We start from the raw sequence: 17,894 nt of genomic DNA, 5'->3' as shown, positions 1-17,894 counted from the left end.
TTTTTCTTGTCGGTGGTTCGTCAGGGACCGCCCCAGCGCGCGAGCGCCGAGCGGCGTAACAAGAGGGGTGAGTGCCGCGGTGGCGACCGGCTACAGGTCGTCGCACCTTGATCGGGTCGTCGTCAGCAGCCGCGCGTCGACGCCCGAGAACAGGCAACCACCCGAGCATACAGGAGCCCGGGCGCGGATGCGAGCAGCGGGTCGATCGTGCCGTCAGTACCCCCGCGTGATGCGGCGCAGCTTCTCGAGGCGCGCCGCCACGTCGCGCTCGTTGCCGTTGGCGGTGGGGTCGTAGTACTCGTGTCCGACGAGTTCGTCCGGGAGGTACTGCTGCTCGACCACGCCGAACTCGGAGTCGTGGGCGTAACGGTAGCCCTTCCCGTGGCCGAGGCGCCTGGCCCCGGGGTAATGGGCGTCGCGCAGGTGTTTGGGCACGCGGCCCGCCTTGCCGGCCCGGACGTCGGCGATGGCGGCGTCGAGCGCGGAGTAGGACCGGTTCGACTTGGGCGCGGTCGCCAGGTAGACGACGGCCTCGGCCATGGGGATCCGGCCCTCGGGCATGCCGATCATCTGCACGGCGGTCGCGGCCGAGACCGCCACGGTCAGCGCGTTCGGGTCCGCCATGCCGATGTCCTCGCCCGCCGACACGATGATCCGTCGGCAGATGAAGCGCGGGTCCTCGCCCGCCTCGATCATCCGGGCGAGGTAGTGGAGCGCCGCGTCGACGTCGGACCCCCGGATCGACTTGATGAAGGCGCTGATGACGTCGTAGTGCTCGTCCCCGTTCCGGTCGTACCGCAGCAGGGCCCGGTCGACCGACTGGGCGACGATCTCGGACGTGATCGCGGGGCGGTCGTCGTCGGGATCGGTCTCGTCGTACTCGGCGTCGGGGTCGAAGTCGGCGTCGGCCGCGTCGTCGGGCGAGGAGGACGGCACCGCCTCGGCCTCGAGCTTCGTGGCCCACGCCGACTGGGCGGATGCCTCGAGCGCCGTGAGCGCACGGCGTGCATCGCCCGAGGCCAGCCGGACGATCGTGGCCAGGGCCTCGTCGTCGAGCCGGACGGCTCCGTCGAGACCGCGGGGGTCGACGACCGCTCGTTGCACCAGCTGGGCCAGGTCGTCGTCGCTGAGCTGTTCGAGCGTCAGCAGCAGCGAGCGGGACAGCAACGGCGTGATGACCGAGAACGAGGGGTTCTCGGTCGTGGCGGCGATGAGGATGACCCAACCGTTCTCGACGCCCGGCAGCAGAGCGTCTTGCTGCGCCTTCGTGAAGCGATGGATCTCGTCGAGGAACAGCACCGTCGTCGTGCCGTACAGGTCTCGGTTCGACAGCGCCTTCTCCATCACCTGTCGGACGTCCTTGACGCCCGCGGTCACGGCGGACAGCTCGATGAACTGTCGCCCCGAGCTGCGTGCGATGGCTTGCGCGAGAGTGGTCTTGCCCGTCCCCGGCGGACCCCAGAGGATGACGGAGACCGCACCTTGGTCGGCACCCGTGTCGGACGCCAGGGTGACCAGAGGTGACCCGGGCCGCAGCAGGTGCCGTTGGCCGGCGACCTCGTCGAGGGTGGTGGGACGCATGCGGACCGCGAGAGGGGTCGAGCTCTGCGGGAGCGGGCTCATGGTGACCCATGCTAGACCGGCCCTCCGATACAGTGCAGGCTGGACATCACCGAGCTGGAGGACCCGTGGCACCGAGCAAGAACCCGGACCGTGAGAACAGAGACCGGCTCCGCAGGTACACCGCTCGTCAGCAGGTGCACGCCACGCAGGTCGCCCGGCGTCGTCGGGACAACGTCCTCGCCGTGACCGCCGTCGTGGTCGTGGTCGGACTGGCGGCCGTGTCGCAGGTCTTCTGGTCGACGAGTGGCCCCGGTGCCCCCGTGGCGACTCCTTCGGACGTCCCCAGCGCCTCCTCGACGCCCGCCGCGGGCGCGAACGTCGGCGACGTGCCCAACGAGTCGATCGCCGAGGGCCGCACCTGGACCGGCGGGCTGACGCTCAACGACGGCGTCGACCTCGGGATCGAACTGGACGGGGCGAAGGCCCCCCAGGCGGCCAGCGTCGTCATCGATCTGATCCAGAAGGGTTTCTACACGGGCACGACCTGCCACCGCATGAGCGATGCCGCGACGGCGAAGTTCATCCAGTGCGGCTCGGCCAACGGCGACGGGACGGGTGACGCCGGCTTCACGTTCGGCCCGCTCGAGAACGTCCCCCCGGACGGCGTGTACCCGACCGGGACGATCGCCATGGCTCGCAGCACCGACCCGTACTCGCAGTCGACGCAGTTCTTCATCACCTACGGCGACACGACCCTCGACGGCTCGACGGGCGGCTACACCGTGGTCGGACAGGTCACGAGCGGACTCGACCAGCTCGAGGCCCAGATCGCGGACGCGGGCCTCACGCCCGGCTCGAGCGAGCCCGACGGTGCCCCCGTCGGGGCGGCCACGATCACACGAGCCACCATCGAGTAGTCCGCCGCGGCCCGCCGTGCAATAGGCTGGGCACCCATCGCGGCGGCCTGTCCTGGTTCCGCGACGAGCACTTTCAGCAAGGGATAAAAGTGGCTACTGACGATCAGGCACCCTGGGGCCGCGTCGACGACGACGGCACGGTCTACGTCCGCGAGGGCGACGGCGAACGCGCCGTGGGGCAGTACCCGGACGCGACGCCTGCCGAGGCTCTCGCGTACTACGAGCGCAAGTTCACCGAACTCGCCGGGCAGGTGACGTTGCTCGAGCAGCGGATCAAGCGCGGCGCATCGGCGGGCGACGTCGTCAAGACCGTCACCCACCTGCGTGAGCAACTCGTCGAACCGAGCGCGGTCGGTGACCTCGAGGCCCTCCGTGCTCGTGTCTCGGCACTCGACTCGACGGTCGACGAGCTCACGCAGCAGCAGAGCGCCGAGGCGCAGAAGGCCCTGACCGAAGCGGTCGCCTACCGCACCGCCCTCGTCGCCGAGGCCGAGACCCTCGCCGCCCAGGACCCCGCCCGCGTGCAGTGGAAGCAGGTGACGGCCAGCATCGACGACATCTTCGCCCGCTGGCAGAAGCACCAGCAGGACGGTCCCCGCATCCCGAAGGGCGAGGGCAACGACCTCTGGAAGCGCTTCCGTGCCGCGCGCACGACGATCGACCAGCACCGCAAGGCCTTCTACGCCGACCTCGACGCCACGCACCGTGACGCCCGTCAGCGCAAACAGGCCCTCGTCGAGTCGGCCGAGGCCCTCGCGCCGAAGGGCGTGGACGGCATCCCCGCCTACCGGGGGCTGCTCGACGACTGGAAGCGCGCCGGTCGCGCCGGCAAGAAGTACGACGACGCCCTGTGGGCGAAGTTCAAGCGGGCAGGCGACGTGCTCTACGCCGCCAAGTCCGAGGTCGTCGCCCAGGACGCTGCCGAATACGAAGGCAACCTCGAGCTGAAGCTCGAGTTGCTCACCGAGGCCGAGAAGATCCTGACGGTCACGGATCGGGTCCCGGCCCGAGAGGCCCTCACCTCGATCCAGCTGCGGTGGGACGAGATCGGTCGCGTACCCCGTGAGCAGGTCCGGGTCGTCGAGGACCGCCTCCGCAAGGTCGAATCCCACGTGCGCCAGCTCGACGAGCAGTTCTGGGAGAAGAACAACCCCGAGCGTCAGGCACGGTCCCAGGGGCTCGCGAGCCAGCTGCACGATGCCATCGGCAAGCTCGAGGACGAGCTCGCGACGGCCGAGGCGAGCGGCGACGCGCGTCGGGTGAAAGAGGCTCGTGAAGCCCTCGACGCCCGGAAGGTCTGGCTCGACGCCATCGGTTGACCGCCACGGGCCCGTCGCCCACCGTCGTCATGAACCGTCCGATTCTCCACAGGGAGGGTCGGGCGGTTCGTCGTCTCGGGCGGGGTCGGCCAGGGTGGGCACATGCCTGTGCGACTCCCCCTGGTCCTGACGGACGACGACCTGCCCGAAACCGAACTCCGGGCGGCAGCGCTGGACGGCCAGGTCTACGCCGTCGGTGATTCGTGGCGCAGCATCGCCGAGATCGACGACCACGTCGGTCGAGCCATCGCGGTGGGGTCCGCCCTCGGGGCCGGAGTCGTCGCCGCCGAGCGGACGGCCGCCTGGGTCTGGGGCGCGCGAGGGCCGGCGCCACTCCCCCACTCCGGTCTGGTGGTGTCGCCGGCCAGAGTGAAACATCGAGGCCGGGGGTCGGTGATCCGACAGGTCGTCATCGACGACGACGAGATCGTCACCGCCCGCGGTGTGGCGGCCGCGACCCCGGCCCGGACCGGGGGCGCCCGGGCCCGCCGCGACAACTGGACGCCACAGGACGAGACGGCCGCAGGGGACGTGTCGACTCAGCAGGGCGTCACATCCGCCGAGGCGGTGGCCGTCCTCGATCGCCGCGGGCGGCTCCCCCCCCGAGCGCGGGCAGTCCACCGCCTCGTCCACGTCTGTGCGGGCGATGCTCCCACTCAGGTGGGTGTCGAATCGCCTCGAGACGACGCACATCCGCCCCGTCGGGCGGCGGCGATCGGGATTCAGCCGGCGCTGACCCGGTAGACGTCGTACACGGCGTCGATGCGTCGGACCGCGTTCAGGACGCGGTCGAGGTGCGTGGTGTCACCCATCTCGAACACGAACCGACTGAGAGCGAGCCGTTCGGTCGAGGTGGAGACCGTCGCGGAGAGGATGTTCACGTGGTGCTCCGAGAGCACGCGTGTGACGTCCGAGAGCAATCCGCTGCGATCGAGGGCCTCGATCTGGATCTGCACCATGAACACGCTCTTCGACGACGGGGCCCACTCGACCTCGATCATCCGCTCGGGCTCTTTCAGCAGCCCCTGGACGTTGTGGCAGTTGGCCTGGTGGACGCTGACGCCCTGACCCCGGGTCACGAAGCCGACGATCTGGTCGCCGGGCACCGGCGTACAGCACTTGGCGAGCTTCACCAGAATGTCGGGCGCCCCACGGACCAGCACGCCCGAGTCGCTGTTGCGCAGGGGTCGTGCCCGACCCTGACTGGGGAACTCGAACTCGCCCTCGTCGACCTCGGTCTGCGTGTGGACCGCCGCGAGGATCTTCTCGATGACGGACTGGGTGGAGATGTGGCCCTCGCCGACGGCGGCGTAGAGGCTCGACACGTCGTCGTATCGCATGGTGGCGGCGACTTCGGCGATGCTGTCCTGCGTCATCAGCTTCTGGAGCGGCAGGTTCTGCTTCCGCATGGCCCGGGCGATGGCGTCCTTGCCCTGCTCCATGGCCTCGTCGCGGCGCTCTTTCGTGAACCACTGACGGATCTTGTTCCGGGCGCGGGGGCTCTTGACGAAGGCGAGCCAGTCCTGACTCGGCCCCGAGTCGGGGTTCTTGGAGGTGAAGACCTCGACGACGTCACCGCTCGACAGGACGCTCTCGAGCGGCACGAGTCGTCCGTTGACCTTCGCGCCCATGGTGCGGTGGCCGACCTCCGTGTGCACGGCGTAGGCGAAGTCGACCGGGGTGGCACCCGACGGAAGGCCGATCACCTTGCCCTGGGGCGTGAAGACGTAGACCTCTTTGGCGCCGATCTCGAACCGGAGGCTGTCGAGGAACTCGCTGGGATCGGCGGTCTCGGCCTGCCAGTCCGAGATGTGTGCGAGCCAGGCCATGTCGGTCTCGGTCTTGGCGCCGCCCTGGTCGTCACGCCCACCGTTCATGCGCTGCTTGTACTTCCAGTGGGCGGCCACGCCGAACTCGGCCCGCTGGTGCATCTCGTGGGTCCGGATCTGGATCTCGACGGGTCGCCCCTTGGGGCCGATCACGGTCGTGTGCAACGACTGGTACAGGTTGAACTTCGGCGTCGCGATGTAGTCCTTGAAACGGCCAGGGATGGGGTTCCACCGGGCATGGATCGACCCCAGCACGGCGTAGCAGTCGCGGAGCGAGTTGACGAGGATGCGGATGCCGACGAGGTCGTAGATCTCGTCGAACTCGCGACCCCGGACGATCATCTTCTGGTAGATCGAGTAATACTGCTTGGGTCGACCCATGACGTCGCCCCTGATCTTCGTCGACTTGAGGTCGGATTTGACAGCGTTGATGACGTTCTGGACGAACTGCTCGCGCTGCGGCGTGCGCTGCTTCACCAGGTTGTCGATCTCGACGTAGAGCTTGGGGTGGAGAACGGCGAACGAGAGGTCCTCGAGCTCCCACTTGATGGTCTGGATGCCGAGTCGGTGGGCCAGGGGGGCGTAGATCTCGAGGGTCTCGGTGGCCTTGCGGGTGGCCGACGCCGACTCGACGAAGCCCCAGGTGCGCGCGTTGTGGAGCCTGTCGGCCAACTTGATGACGAGCACCCGGATGTCTTTCGACATGGCGACGACCATCTTGCGGACGGTCTCGGCCTGCGCGCTGTCGCCGTATTTGAGCTTGTCGAGTTTGGTGACCCCGTCGACCAGCATCGCGATCTCGTCACCGAAGTCGCGCTGCAGCATGGCCAGCGTGTAGTCGGTGTCCTCGACGGTGTCGTGGAGGAGCGCGGCCGCGATGGTCTTGGAACCGATGCCCAGATCGGCGAGGATCTGTGCCACCGCGACCGGGTGGGTGATGTAGGGCTCGCCGCTCTTGCGGAGCTGACCCGTGTGGGCCTTCTCGGCGACGGAGTACGCCCGCTCGATGAGGACGACGTCGGCCTTGGGATGGTGCATGCGCACCGTCTTGATCAACCGGTCGACGGCGCCCGCCGGCTGGCTCCGTGAGAAGAGACGGGGCAGGAGCGTCCGCAACGAGGCCGTGTTCTGACCACCGGGCACCTCGGACGGTGCGGAGTTGTTCCGTGTCGTGATCTCGGTCACGGCAGCACCTCGTTCTCTCGGGTCGGAGTGACACCACCGGCCGTCAGGGCCGGTCGGGGACTCCGTGCGGTCAAGGGTACCCGCCGGCAGTCAGTCGGCCGACGACACGGGGTGTTCGTCCCCGGCCACGACCACACCGCCGGCGTCACGCCAGGCGAGCATCCCCCCGACGACGTTCCGGGCGTCCACACCGATGCCGCGGAGGGCATCCGTCGCACGGGCCGAGCGCATGCCCGAGTGGCAGACGACGAGGACGGGGCGATCGGTGGGGACCTCGTCGACCCGATCGTTCAGCTCGGAGAGCGGGATCAGCGTCGCGCCGGGCGCGTGCGCTTCGTCCCACTCGTGCTGCTCTCGGACGTCGAGCAGGTACTCGCCCGCGGTCAGGGCCTCGATGGCCGCGTCGGCCCCGATCTCGGGTCGACGGTCGCCGCCGCTCATGCGCCCACCGTCTCGTCGACGGTGAGCGGTTCGGTCTTCTGTGCCTCGAGCTTCCGGGCGTCGCGTTTGGCGATGTCGGGCTCACGCAGGCGCAGGGTGGCGTAGAGCGGCGAGGCGATGAAGATCGTCGAATAGGTACCGACCAGGATGCCGATGAACAGGGCCAGAGAGATGTCGCGGAGGGTGCCGGCTCCGAGGACGAATGCGCCGATGAAGAGGATGGCCGCGACGGGGAGGAGCGCCACCACCGACGTGTTGATCGACCGGACGAGCGTCTGGTTGACCGCCAGGTTCACCGATTGCCCGAACGTGCGTCGTGAACCCTCGCCGTCGTCGGTCGTGTTCTCCCGGATCTTGTCGAACACCACCACGGTGTCGTAGAGCGAGTAGCCGAGGATCGTCAGGAAGCCGATGACCGCAGCCGGAGTGACCTCGAAGCCGACGATGCCGTAGATGCCCGCGGTCAGGACGAGGTCGTGAAGCAGGGCGGCCATGGCCGCCAGCGACATCTTCCAGGTGCGGAAGTAGAGGGTCATGCCGATCGCGGCGAGGATCAGGAAGATCACGAGCCCCTTGATCGCCTGGCTCGTGATGTCGGCACCCCATGAGGCACCGATGAAGGACGAGGTGACCCGGTCGTCGGGGACGTCGTACGCCGTGGCCAAGGCTGCCGCCACGTCGTTCGTCTGGGCGGCCTCGAGCTGCGAGGTCTGCACGCGGATCGTGTCGGTGCCCACCTGGGTGACCCGGGGGTTCGACCCCGGCGCGACCTCGTCCACGGTCGCCGAGGCGACGTCCTGGTCGAGCTCCGCCGGCTGAGCGATCTGGAACTCCGAACCGCCCGTGAACTCGATGCCGAAGTGGAAGCCTCCACGGAGGAACGGGACGGTGACCGAGATGAGGATGACGAGGGCCGCGATCCAGTACCAGCGGCGGCGGTGACCGACGATGTCGTACGACCGAGCACCGGTGTAGAGGTCGTTGCCGAATTTCGAAAAACTGGCCATCAGGAGTCCTTCTTCCCTTCACCGGCGGTCGACGTGTCGACGCGCTCGGTGTTCTTCTCGGCGGCTTTCCGCTCGGCGATGGTCTGACGCTTGACGGCTTCGCGGCCGCCCGCTCCCTTGCGGCCGGCGACGGCCGGGGTGCGGAACTGCGCCCGCCCACGGTAGACGGCGCCGAGGGCACGGGGGTCGAGCCCGCTGAACGAGTGCCCCTCACCGAAGAACCGCGTCCGGGCGATCAGTTGGAGCATGGGGTGCGTGAACAGCGAGACGACGATGAGGTCGATCACCGTGGTGATGCCCAGGGTGAGCGCGAAGCCCTTGACGTTGCCGACGGCGAGGATGAAGAGCGTGATGGCCGCCAGGAAGTTGACCGTGTCGGAGGCGACGATGGTGCGGATGGCGCGCTTCCAGCCCGATTCGACGGCGCTCTCGAGAATGCGGCCGTCGCGCAGTTCGTCGCGGATGCGTTCGAAGTAGACGATGAAGGAGTCGGCCGTGATGCCGATCGCCACGATCAGACCTGTCACCCCTGCGAGCGAGAGACGGTACCCCTCGCGCCAGGACAGGATGGCGATCACGAGGTAGGTGAGGACAGCGGCGATGACGAGCGACAGCACCGTCACGAAGGCGAGGGCCCGGTACTGGATGAGCGAGTAGATGACGACCAGGATCAGACCGATGAGCCCGGCGATGAGACCGCTGACCAGCTGGGTCTGCCCCAGGGTCGCGGTGATCGTCTCGTTGCTCTGGACCGAGAAGCTCAACGGCAGGGCGCCGAACTTCAGCTGGTCGGCGAGGGTCTTCGAGGAGTCCTGCGTGAACTGGCCCGTGATCTGGGCCCGGCCGTCGGTGATGGCGGCGTTGGCGGAGGGAGCGGTGATGACCTGGTTGTCGAGGGTCACGGCGAACTGGTTCTGCGGCGCCTGCAATGAGACGAGGCGCGAGGTGACCTCGGAGAACCGGTCGGTGCCCTGACCGTCGAACTCGAGGTTGACCGCCCAGGTGTTCGTCGAGTTGCCCTGCGAGTCGGCGGCGAGACCGTTCGTGGCGTCGCTGATGTCCGAGCCCTGCACCTCGACCGGACCGAGGATGTACTTGGCCGTGCCGTCGGTGGAGCAGGTCACGAGCGGCTCGTCGTCACGGGCGGTGGCCAGGTCGTTCTCGGCCGCGCAGTCGTAGTTCTGGTAGAGGTCGGCGAGCTGAGGAGTGATCCAGGACAGGTCGGACGCGTTCGTCGGGGACGCCGTCGGCGTGCTCTCGAGGTCGGGGTTGGGGGTGTAAGGCGTGGCGGTCGGGCTGGCCGTGGCACCGTCGCCTTCTCCGCCGACCGCGGCGTTCGACACGGCCTCGGTGTAGAGCACGGGGCGGAAGGTCAGCTTGGCCGACGCCTCGATGCGCTCGAGGGTCGCGTTGTCGGGTCGCCCCGGGATGGAGACGACGATGTTCTGCGTGCCCTGCTTGGTGATCTCGGATTCCGAGACGCCGGCCGAGTCGATGCGCTGCCGGATGATCGTGACCGCCTGGTCGAGTTGCTGGGACGACACCGTCTCGCCGCTCTGGAGTTGGGCCGCGAGGGTGATCTGCGTCCCGCCTTGCAGGTCGAGGGCGAGCTCGGGCACCCAGCTGGCCCCGTCCCACCAGCCGTCACGACCGGAGTCGTTGAGGAACGTGGCCGTGCCGTTCAGGGCCGTGAGGCCGGCGATGATGACCAACAACCAGGTCAGGGATCGTATTGCTTTCTTCACCGGCGTCGAGCGTGCCACGGAGGAACTCTGCTTTCTCATGGGAGCGCGCGCCCACCCGGAGCGCGCGCCGTGGATCGGGCCCGACCGCGCCAGGCGGTCGGGACGGTCGTCAGGTCAGGCCTTGTTGTCGGTGTCTTTGGTGACGGTCGAGTCCACCGGTGCGGACGTGGCGCGCTCACCGAACTCGGGCGCGTCGCCGATGACGCGGTCGTGCTCGGTGCTGCCCTTGGTCAGCGAGTCGGCGTCGTCGGTGACGGGCTCGTCGATGACCGGCTCGACGACACGACCCAGGGTCTGACGGTGGACCTTCAGGACCGTGCCGGGCGAGACCTCGACCTCGGCCACGTTGTTCTCGTCGTCGATGGAGACGACGGTGCCGTAAACGCCGAACGACAGCATGACCTCGACGCCGGGGACCAGCTTGTTCTGCAGTTCGGCCTGCTGACGGTCGCGCTTCTTCTTGTTGCGGAACATGAAGAACACGAGGACCACCAGGAGGAGGACCATGATGAGGGTTGCGGGATCCATGCGGAACTCCCTTTCGCTGTTGGGGGTGTGGGCCGAGCGGGACTCGCTTCAGCGAGCGACGGCCTCGGACCTGGAGGAATTATAGGTCATCGCCGAAGAGCGCCCCTGAGGCGTGCGCCAGACCGAAGTGCCGCCAGGCCTCGGGAGTCGCGATGCGGCCCCGAGGCGTGCGGGTGAGCAGGCCGACGCGGACCAGGAACGGCTCGACGACGGACTCGATCGTGTCGGCCTCTTCGCCCACCGAGACCGCGAGCGTGTTCAGGCCGACGGGCCCGCCGCCGAAACGGGTCAACACCGTCTGGACGACCTCGCGGTCGAGGCGGTCGAGCCCGAGCGAATCGACGTCGTAGAGGTCGAGTGCCTCGCGCACGGTCGTCAGGTCGGCGTCCCGCCCGTGGACGAGCGCGTAATCGCGCACGCGCCGGAGCAGGCGGTTCGCGATGCGGGGCGTGCCGCGGCAGCGGCCGGCGATCTCGGCCAGGGCGGCACTGTCGATGACGATGTCGAGCAGCGAAGCCGCCCGACGGAGGACCTCGGTCAGTTCGGCCTCGTCGTAGAACTCGAGGTGCGCCGTGAAGCCGAATCGGTCGCGCAGGGGGTTCGGCAGCAGTCCGCTGCGGGTGGTCGCGCCGACGAGCGTGAAGGGCGACAGCTCGAGCGGGATGCTGGTCGCGCCCGCTCCCTTGCCCACCATGATGTCGATGCGGTAGTCCTCCATCGCGAGGTACAGCATCTCTTCGGCCGGCCGCGCCATGCGGTGGATCTCGTCGATGAAGAGCACCTCGCCCGGCACGAGTGCGGAGAGGACGGCGGCCAGGTCGCCCGCGTGCTGGATCGCCGGACCCGACGACATGCGCAACGGCCGTGACCCCTCGTGGGCCACGATCATGGCCAGGGTCGTCTTGCCGAGCCCGGGCGGCCCCGCGAGGAGGATGTGGTCGGGGGTGCGGCCCTGCATCGTCGCAGCCTTGAGCAGCAGCTCGAGCTGGCCCCGCACCTTGGTCTGGCCGACGAACTCGCCGAGCGAGGTGGGCCGCAGCGCCCCCTCGAAGGCCAACTCGGCCTCGGATTCGAGCGTGGGGCGGGTCAGGTCGTCGTCGCTCACGAGCGGGCCCCGGCGGATTTCTGCGGACCCAGGTGGCCGAGCGACGCACGCAGCAGCTGCGGCACGGCGACCGCGACGGCATCACCCCGGTCGGCCACGACGGCGTCGATGGCGGCCTGGGCCTCGCGCTCGGACCAGCCGAGCCCGACCAATGCGACGAGCACGTCGGCGGCGGTCGTGGACGCGGCCGTGACGGTCGGTGCACTCGGTGCCACGTCGAGCTTGCCGGCCAACGACAGGACGATCAGTTTGGCCGTCTTGGGGCCGATGCCCGAGACGCGGCGGAAGGCTGCGTCGTCGTCGTCCGCCACGGCGGTGGCGACCTGATGGGGCGTGAGAGTCGACAGGACGCCCTGGGCCGACTTCGGCCCGACTCCGGTGACGCTGCGCAGCAGGTCGAAGACCTCGAGTTCTTCACGCTCGGCGAACCCGAAGAGCGAGAGGTCGTCCTCGCGGACTATCAACGCCGTGTGCACGAGCGCCTGTTCTCCGACGCGAACCGTCAACGCGAGGTGTGGCGTGACCGACACCCGGAGGCCCACCCCGCCGACCTCGACCACGACCGACGTGCCGGACGCGGACAGGACGGTACCGCGGACACTCGAGATCATGCCCCCAGCCTAGGAGTGCGCACCGACTTCTCGGCGTCGCGCCACGCTCGCTGGGCCGGTGTGAGCGACCCCGAGGAGGCGCGGGCCGCGACGGGCGCGCCCCGCCAGGCATGGCAGATGGCCAGGGCCAGGGCGTCTGCGGCGTCCGCCGGTCGGGGCGCCTCGGCGAGCCCGAGCAACCGGGCGACCATCGTGCCGACCTGCTTCTTGTCGGCCGACCCGTACCCGGTCACGGCCGCCTTGACCTCGGACGGTGTGTGCAGCGTGACGGGGATGTCGCGCTCGGCCGCGGCACGAAGGGCGAGACCGCTGACCTGCGCGACGCCCATGACGCTGCGGACGTTCTGCTGGGCGAAGACCCGCTCGATCGCCACGGCGTCCGGTCGGTGTTCGTCGATGAGTGCGTCGAGACCACGACCGAGGGCGAGGAGACGCAGTTCGAGGGCGAGGTCGGGGGCCGTGCGGATGACCTGCACGTCGACGAGGGTCGCGCGTCGCTGGGCGTCGACCTCGACGACCCCCACCCCGCACCGGGTGAGCCCGGGGTCGATGCCGAGCACCCGGAGCGTCACCGCGGCGACCTATTCTTCGTCGTCGAGCGCGGCCTGCACGTCGGCGGGGACGTCGTGGTTCGCGTAGACGTTCTGCACGTCGTCGTCGTCGTCGAGGGCATCGATGAGCCGGAAGACCTTGCGGGCCGTCTCGAGGTCGACCTCGATCTTGAGCCCGGGGACGAATTCGATGTCGGCCGAGTCGTAGTCGATGCCGGCGTCCTGCAGGGCCGAGCGGGCCGGGACGAGGTCGGAGGCCTCGGTCACGATCTCGAAGCCCTCACCGCGGTCGGTGACCTCTTCGGCCCCGGCGTCGAGGACGGCCGTGAGGACGTCGTCCTCGGTGAGGTCGCCAGTCTTCATGACGGCGATGACGCCCTTGCGGCTGAAGTTGTAGGCCACGCTGCCGGGGTCGGCCATGGTGCCAGCGTTGCGGGACATCACGGTGCGGACGTTGGCGGCCGCGCGGTTCTTGTTGTCGGTGAGGCACTCGATCAACAGGGCGACGCCGTTCGGGCCGTAGCCCTCGTACATGATGGTCTGGTAGTCGACGCTCTCGCCGCTGAGACCGGCGCCGCGCTTGATGGCGCGGTCGATGTTGTCGTTGGGGACCGAGGTCTTCTTGGCCTTCTGGACGGCGTCGACCAGCGTGGGGTTGCCGGACATGTCGGCACCGCCCTGCTTGGCCGCGACCTCGATGTTCTTGATGAGCTTGGCGAACGACTTGGCACGGCGGCTGTCGATGACGGCCTTCTTGTGCTTGGTCGTTGCCCACTTGGAATGCCCGGACACGGTGCTCCTTCAGATGCTGACGTGGATCGCGACGAGTCTACCGCGACGCCCGCGCACGGGCCTTGTCGAGGAACCGCGCGTGGAACCGGAGGTCGTCGGTGACCTCGGGGTGGAACGAGGTGCCCATCAGAGGGCCCTGCTCGACGGCGACGACCCGGCCGTCCTCGAGGACGCCGATGGCCGTCGCGGCCGGCCCGACCTCGTCGACCACCGGGGCCCGGATGAACACCGCGTGCACCGGCGGACCGTCGAGCACGGGGACGTCGACGTCGGTCTCGAACGATTCGGTCTGCGAGCCGAAGGCGTTGCGCCGCACCGAGACGTCCAGGCCGCCGAGGCTCCGCTGCCCCGGGATGCCGTCGACGATGCGGTCGGCGAGCATGATGAGCCCGGCACACGTGCCGTAGACAGGTAACCCTGACCCGATGGCTCGTCGGAGGGTTTCGTCGAGGTCGAACATGCGCGACAGCTTGTCCATGACACTGGACTCGCCACCTGGGATGACCAGGCCGTCGATGTCGTCGAGTTCGGACGCACGGCGGACGGGGACGGTCTCGGCCCCCAACGAGGTGAGGACGGTCAGGTGCTCACGGAAGTCGCCCTGCAGGGCCAGGACCCCGACGCGAGGTGTTGGTTCGGTGGTCACCGACGATCGACCCCGGGGGTCACCAGCCGCGCTCGGCGAGGCGGTGGGGCGCGGGGAGGTCGGGCACGTTGATGCCCACCATGGCCTCGCCGAGACCGCGTGAGGCGTCGGCCACGACCTGGGGGTCGTCGAAGAAGGTCGTGGCCTTGACGATGGCCTTGGCGCGATCGGCCGGGTTGCCCGACTTGAAGATGCCCGAACCGACGAAGACGCCGTCGGCACCGAGCTGCATCATGAGCGCCGCGTCCGCAGGCGTGGCGACTCCCCCGGCGGTGAAGAGGACGACGGGCAGCTTGCCGGTCTCGGCGATCTCCCTCACGAGCTCGAAGGGCGCCTGCAGCTCTTTCGCGGCGACGTAGAGCTCGTCGGCCTTGAGGCCCTGCAGCTGGGCGATCTCTTTCGAGATCGTGCGGATGTGCTTGGTGGCCTCGGACACGTCACCCGTGCCGGCCTCGCCCTTGGAACGGATCATGGCCGCGCCCTCGGTGATGCGGCGCAGCGCCTCGCCCAGGTTGGTGGCCCCGCAGACGAACGGGACGGTGAAGTTCCACTTGTCGATGTGGTTGACGTAGTCGGCCGGGCTGAGGACCTCGGACTCGTCGATGTAGTCGACGCCGAGCGTCTGCAGGATCTGCGCCTCGACGAAGTGGCCGATGCGGGCCTTGGCCATGACGGGGATCGACACGGCGGCGACGATCTCGTCGATCATGTCGGGGTCGCTCATGCGGGCGACCCCACCCTGCGAGCGGATGTCGGCGGGGACGCGCTCGAGGGCCATGACGGCGACGGCCCCGGCGTCTTCGGCGATCTTCGCCTGCTCGACGTTGACGACGTCCATGATGACGCCGCCCTTGAGCATCTCGGCGAGGCCGCGCTTGACGCGGCTGGAACCGGTGGTGGAGGACTGGCTGGAGGCAGGGGTCGTGTCGCTCATGATGGCCCCCATCTTAGGCCCGATCAGCGGACGGGTGACGCCGCCGGGACAGGACCGGCGCCTCCGGTCGGCCAGGCCTCGGCGACCGCGACGCGGACGTCGCCGAGCAACTGCGTGACGGCCTTCGTCTGCGCGATGATCGGGAAGAAGTTCGAGTCGCCGCCGTAGCGTGGCACCACGTGCTGGTGCAGGTGGGCGGCGATGCCGGCTCCGCCGACCTGTCCCTGGTTCATGCCGATGTTGAAACCCTGCGCGTGCGACACCAGGGTGAGGACCCGCATGGCGGTCTGGGTCAGCGACGCGATCTCGGCCACCTCGTCGGTGGTCGCGAGATCGTAGGTCGAGACGTGCCGGTACGGGCAGACCAACAGGTGGCCGGGGTTGTAGGGGTACAGGTTGAGCAACACGTAGGCGTGTTCGCCCCGCGCCACGATGAGGGCCTCGTCGTCGGACCTCGACGGCGCACGGCAGAACGGGCAGGAGTCGTCGTGGGCGTCCTGGCCCGCCTCGACGTAGACGGCGCGGTGGGGCGTCCAGAGTCGCTGGAAGGCGTCCGGGACCGCGGCGAAGTCGGAGGAGGACTCGGCCGTGGTCCCGTCGGCGCCCACGTTCAGACCTGTGCCTTGGTCTCGATGGCCGCGACGATCTTCGCGATCGCCTCGTCGAGCGGCACGCCGTTCTCCTGCGAGCCGTCGCGGTAGCGGAAGCTCACGGCACCGGCCGCACGGTCGTCCTCGCCGGCGATCAGCTGGAACGGCACCTTGGCCTTGGTGTGCGTGCGGATCTTCTTCGGCATGCGGTCGTCGCTGTGGTCGACCTGGGCCCGGACGCCGACCTCGCGGAGGCGTGCCACGACCTCGTCGAGGTAGTCGCCGTACTCGTCGGCGACGGGGATCGCCACGACCTGGACGGGTGCCAGCCAGACCGGGAACGCACCCGCGTAGTGCTCGGTGAGCACGCCGAAGAAGCGCTCGATCGAGCCGAACAGCGCACGGTGGATCATCACCGGTCGCTGACGCGACCCGTCGGCCGCCGTGTACTCGAGGTCGAAGCGCTCGGGCAGGTTGAAGTCGAGCTGGACCGTCGACATCTGCCAGGTGCGCCCGATCGCGTCGCGCGCCTGGACCGAGATCTTCGGCCCGTAGAACGCCGCCCCGGCCGGGTCGGGCACGAGTTCGAGGCCGGTCTCTTCCGCGACCTGTCGCAGGGTCGCCGTCGCCTCGTCCCAGGTGGCGTCGTCGCCCACGTACTTCTCGGGGTCCTTCGTGGAGAGCTCGAGGTAGAAGTCGTCGAGGCCGTAGTCGCGCAGCAGGCTGAGGACGAAGTCGAGCGTGCCCTTGAGCTCGGCCGCCATGTCGTCCCGGGTGGTGAAGATGTGCGCGTCGTCCTGGGTCATGCCGCGCACGCGGGTGAGGCCGTGGATGACGCCCGACTTCTCGTTGCGGTACACCGTCCCGAACTCGAACAGGCGCTGCGGCAGGTCGCGGTACGACTTGGCCGACGAGCGGTACGCCAGGATGTGCATCGGGCAGTTCATCGGCTTGAGGTAGTAGTCCGCGCCCTGACGGGTGATCTCGCCCTCGTCGTTGCGAGCCTCGTCGAGATGCATCGCCGGGAACATGCCGTCCTTGTACCAACCCAGGTGGCCCGAGGTCTCGAACAGGGCGGCCTTGGTGATGTGCGGGGTGTAGACGAACTCGTAGCCGGCCTTCTCGTGGCGCTCGCGCGAGTAGTCCTCCATCTGGCGACGGATGATGCCGCCCTTGGGGTGGAAGATCGCGAGGCCCGAGCCGATCTCGTCGGGGAACGAGAAGAGGTCGAGCTCGGCGCCGAGCTTGCGGTGGTCGCGCTTGGCGGCTTCCTCGAGCCGGGCCTGGTAGGCGCGCAGGTCGTCCTTGGTGGGCCAGGCCGTGCCGTAGATCCGCTGCAGTTGGGGGTTCTTCTCGGACCCGCGCCAGTAGGCGGCCGCGACGCGCATCAGCTTCGTGGCGTTGCCGAGGAGGCGCGTGCTGGGCACGTGGGGACCGCGGCAGAGGTCGAACCACACGACGTCGCCGGTCTTCGGGTCGAGGTTGTCGTAGATCGTGAGTTCGGCCCCGCCGACCTCGACCGACTCCCCGTCGGCGCCGAGCTCGTCGGCCGACCCGCCCTTGAGCCCGATCAGCTCGAGCTTGAACGGCTCGTGGGCGAGCAGTTCACGGGCCTCGTCGTCGCTGACGACGCGGCGACGGAAGCGCTGGCCCTGGCGGATGATGCGCTCCATGCCCTTCTCGATCGCTTTGAGGTCGTCGGGGGTGAAGGGCTCGGCCACGTCGAAGTCGTAGTAGAAGCCGTCGGTGACGGGCGGCCCGATGCCGAGCTTCGCCTCGGGGTTGATCTGCTGCACGGCCTGGGCCATGACGTGCGCCGCCGAGTGCCGCAGGATCGCCAGGCCGTCGGGCGAGTCGATCGTGACCGGCTCGGCGACGTCGCCCGGCTGCAGCTCGGTCGCCAGGTCGCGCAGCTCGCCGGCCACGCGGACGGCCACGACCGCCTTGTCGGTGAACAGGTCGAAGCCGGTCGTCGTCTCGGTGGCCTCGACGGCCGAGAGGCCGGACGGGGCTGGGGAGGCGGTCGGGTCGAGGTCGGTCTGGTCGGACACGGCGGTGGTTCCTATCGTCGAGGGGCGGTGACCACTTTAGCCGTCGGCGAAGCGCCGCCCGGCCGGGGCCACCCCGACGG

At 69.0% G+C, this 17,894-nt stretch carries 17 protein-coding genes; 3 read left to right on the top strand and 14 right to left on the bottom strand.

The genetic code is table 11. The features are described 5' to 3' along the window. Positions 1–213: 213 nt before the first annotated feature. A complete protein-coding gene (locus tag AEQ27_RS07345; RefSeq protein ID WP_082383329.1) occupies positions 214–1,623 on the bottom strand; it encodes a replication-associated recombination protein A in 1,410 nt (469 codons plus the stop codon). Between the two features lie 65 nt (positions 1,624–1,688). On the opposite strand from AEQ27_RS07345, the gene AEQ27_RS07340 reads away from it, so the two are divergent. The 3 genes from AEQ27_RS07340 to AEQ27_RS07330 all read left to right on the top strand — a co-directional run bounded on the left by AEQ27_RS07340 (position 1,689) and on the right by AEQ27_RS07330 (position 4,543). Continuing rightward, a complete protein-coding gene (locus AEQ27_RS07340; RefSeq protein WP_082383328.1) occupies positions 1,689–2,480 on the top strand; it encodes a peptidylprolyl isomerase in 792 nt (263 codons plus the stop codon). A gap of 89 nt (positions 2,481–2,569) precedes the next feature. Continuing rightward, positions 2,570–3,799: a DUF349 domain-containing protein gene (locus AEQ27_RS07335; protein ID WP_054146047.1), complete on the top strand. Its 1,230-nt coding sequence runs from the start codon at positions 2,570–2,572 to the stop codon at positions 3,797–3,799. Positions 3,800–3,901: 102 nt separating this feature from the next. Beyond that, positions 3,902–4,543 carry a hypothetical protein gene (locus AEQ27_RS07330; protein WP_054146046.1) on the top strand — a complete coding sequence of 214 codons (642 nt, stop codon included), beginning with the start codon at positions 3,902–3,904 and terminating at the stop codon, positions 4,541–4,543. Here AEQ27_RS07330 and AEQ27_RS07325 read toward each other — a convergent pair. From AEQ27_RS07325 to thrS, 13 genes are all read right to left on the bottom strand, one after another. Beyond that, a complete protein-coding gene (locus AEQ27_RS07325) occupies positions 4,522–6,666 on the bottom strand; it encodes a bifunctional (p)ppGpp synthetase/guanosine-3',5'-bis(diphosphate) 3'-pyrophosphohydrolase (RefSeq protein ID WP_235451021.1) in 2,145 nt (714 codons plus the stop codon). The two genes, AEQ27_RS07330 and AEQ27_RS07325, sit on opposite strands and share 22 nt — an antisense overlap. Before the next feature lie 237 nt (positions 6,667–6,903). Continuing rightward, positions 6,904–7,254 (bottom strand): rhodanese-like domain-containing protein, encoded by a 351-nt coding sequence (locus tag AEQ27_RS07320; protein ID WP_082383327.1) that lies wholly within the window; start codon positions 7,252–7,254, stop codon positions 6,904–6,906. Then, positions 7,251–8,261 (bottom strand): protein translocase subunit SecF, encoded by a 1,011-nt coding sequence (gene secF, locus AEQ27_RS07315; protein ID WP_054146045.1) that lies wholly within the window; start codon positions 8,259–8,261, stop codon positions 7,251–7,253. The genes AEQ27_RS07320 and secF overlap by 4 nt, the downstream gene beginning before the upstream one ends. Further along, positions 8,261–10,024, bottom strand: a complete 1,764-nt coding sequence (gene secD / locus AEQ27_RS07310) for a protein translocase subunit SecD (protein WP_054146044.1) — start codon at positions 10,022–10,024, stop codon at positions 8,261–8,263. The genes secF and secD overlap by 1 nt, the downstream gene beginning before the upstream one ends. A 96-nt stretch (positions 10,025–10,120) precedes the next feature. Further along, the gene (gene yajC / locus AEQ27_RS07305; protein ID WP_054146043.1) at positions 10,121–10,534 is read right to left on the bottom strand and encodes a preprotein translocase subunit YajC; all 414 of its coding nucleotides are present in this window, start codon (positions 10,532–10,534) and stop codon (positions 10,121–10,123) included. 79 nt (positions 10,535–10,613) lie between these two features. Beyond that, a complete protein-coding gene (gene ruvB, locus AEQ27_RS07300; RefSeq protein ID WP_054146042.1) occupies positions 10,614–11,639 on the bottom strand; it encodes a Holliday junction branch migration DNA helicase RuvB in 1,026 nt (341 codons plus the stop codon). Then, complete coding sequence (gene ruvA / locus AEQ27_RS07295) at positions 11,636–12,250, bottom strand: Holliday junction branch migration protein RuvA (RefSeq protein ID WP_054146041.1); 615 nt, start codon at positions 12,248–12,250, stop codon at positions 11,636–11,638. The genes ruvB and ruvA overlap by 4 nt, the downstream gene beginning before the upstream one ends. Further along, positions 12,247–12,822: a crossover junction endodeoxyribonuclease RuvC gene (gene ruvC / locus AEQ27_RS07290; RefSeq protein WP_054146040.1), complete on the bottom strand. Its 576-nt coding sequence runs from the start codon at positions 12,820–12,822 to the stop codon at positions 12,247–12,249. The genes ruvA and ruvC overlap by 4 nt, the downstream gene beginning before the upstream one ends. Before the next feature lie 9 nt (positions 12,823–12,831). Continuing rightward, positions 12,832–13,593: a YebC/PmpR family DNA-binding transcriptional regulator gene (locus AEQ27_RS07285; protein WP_054146039.1), complete on the bottom strand. Its 762-nt coding sequence runs from the start codon at positions 13,591–13,593 to the stop codon at positions 12,832–12,834. Positions 13,594–13,630: 37 nt separating this feature from the next. After that, the gene (gene pdxT / locus AEQ27_RS07280; protein ID WP_054146038.1) at positions 13,631–14,239 is read right to left on the bottom strand and encodes a pyridoxal 5'-phosphate synthase glutaminase subunit PdxT; all 609 of its coding nucleotides are present in this window, start codon (positions 14,237–14,239) and stop codon (positions 13,631–13,633) included. A 19-nt stretch (positions 14,240–14,258) separates the two neighbouring features. Further along, the gene (pdxS, locus tag AEQ27_RS07275; protein WP_054146179.1) at positions 14,259–15,173 is read right to left on the bottom strand and encodes a pyridoxal 5'-phosphate synthase lyase subunit PdxS; all 915 of its coding nucleotides are present in this window, start codon (positions 15,171–15,173) and stop codon (positions 14,259–14,261) included. 23 nt (positions 15,174–15,196) lie between these two features. Continuing rightward, a complete protein-coding gene (locus AEQ27_RS07270) occupies positions 15,197–15,781 on the bottom strand; it encodes an HIT domain-containing protein (RefSeq protein ID WP_054146037.1) in 585 nt (194 codons plus the stop codon). Between the two features lie 2 nt (positions 15,782–15,783). After that, positions 15,784–17,721, bottom strand: a complete 1,938-nt coding sequence (gene thrS / locus AEQ27_RS07265) for a threonine--tRNA ligase (RefSeq protein WP_235451020.1) — start codon at positions 17,719–17,721, stop codon at positions 15,784–15,786. Between the last annotated feature and the right edge of the window lie 173 nt (positions 17,722–17,894).

This window comes from Frigoribacterium sp. RIT-PI-h (genome assembly GCF_001297205.1).
Classification (GTDB): Bacteria; Actinomycetota; Actinomycetes; order Actinomycetales; family Microbacteriaceae; genus Frigoribacterium.
This window is presented reverse-complemented; position numbering and strand designations above follow the sequence as displayed.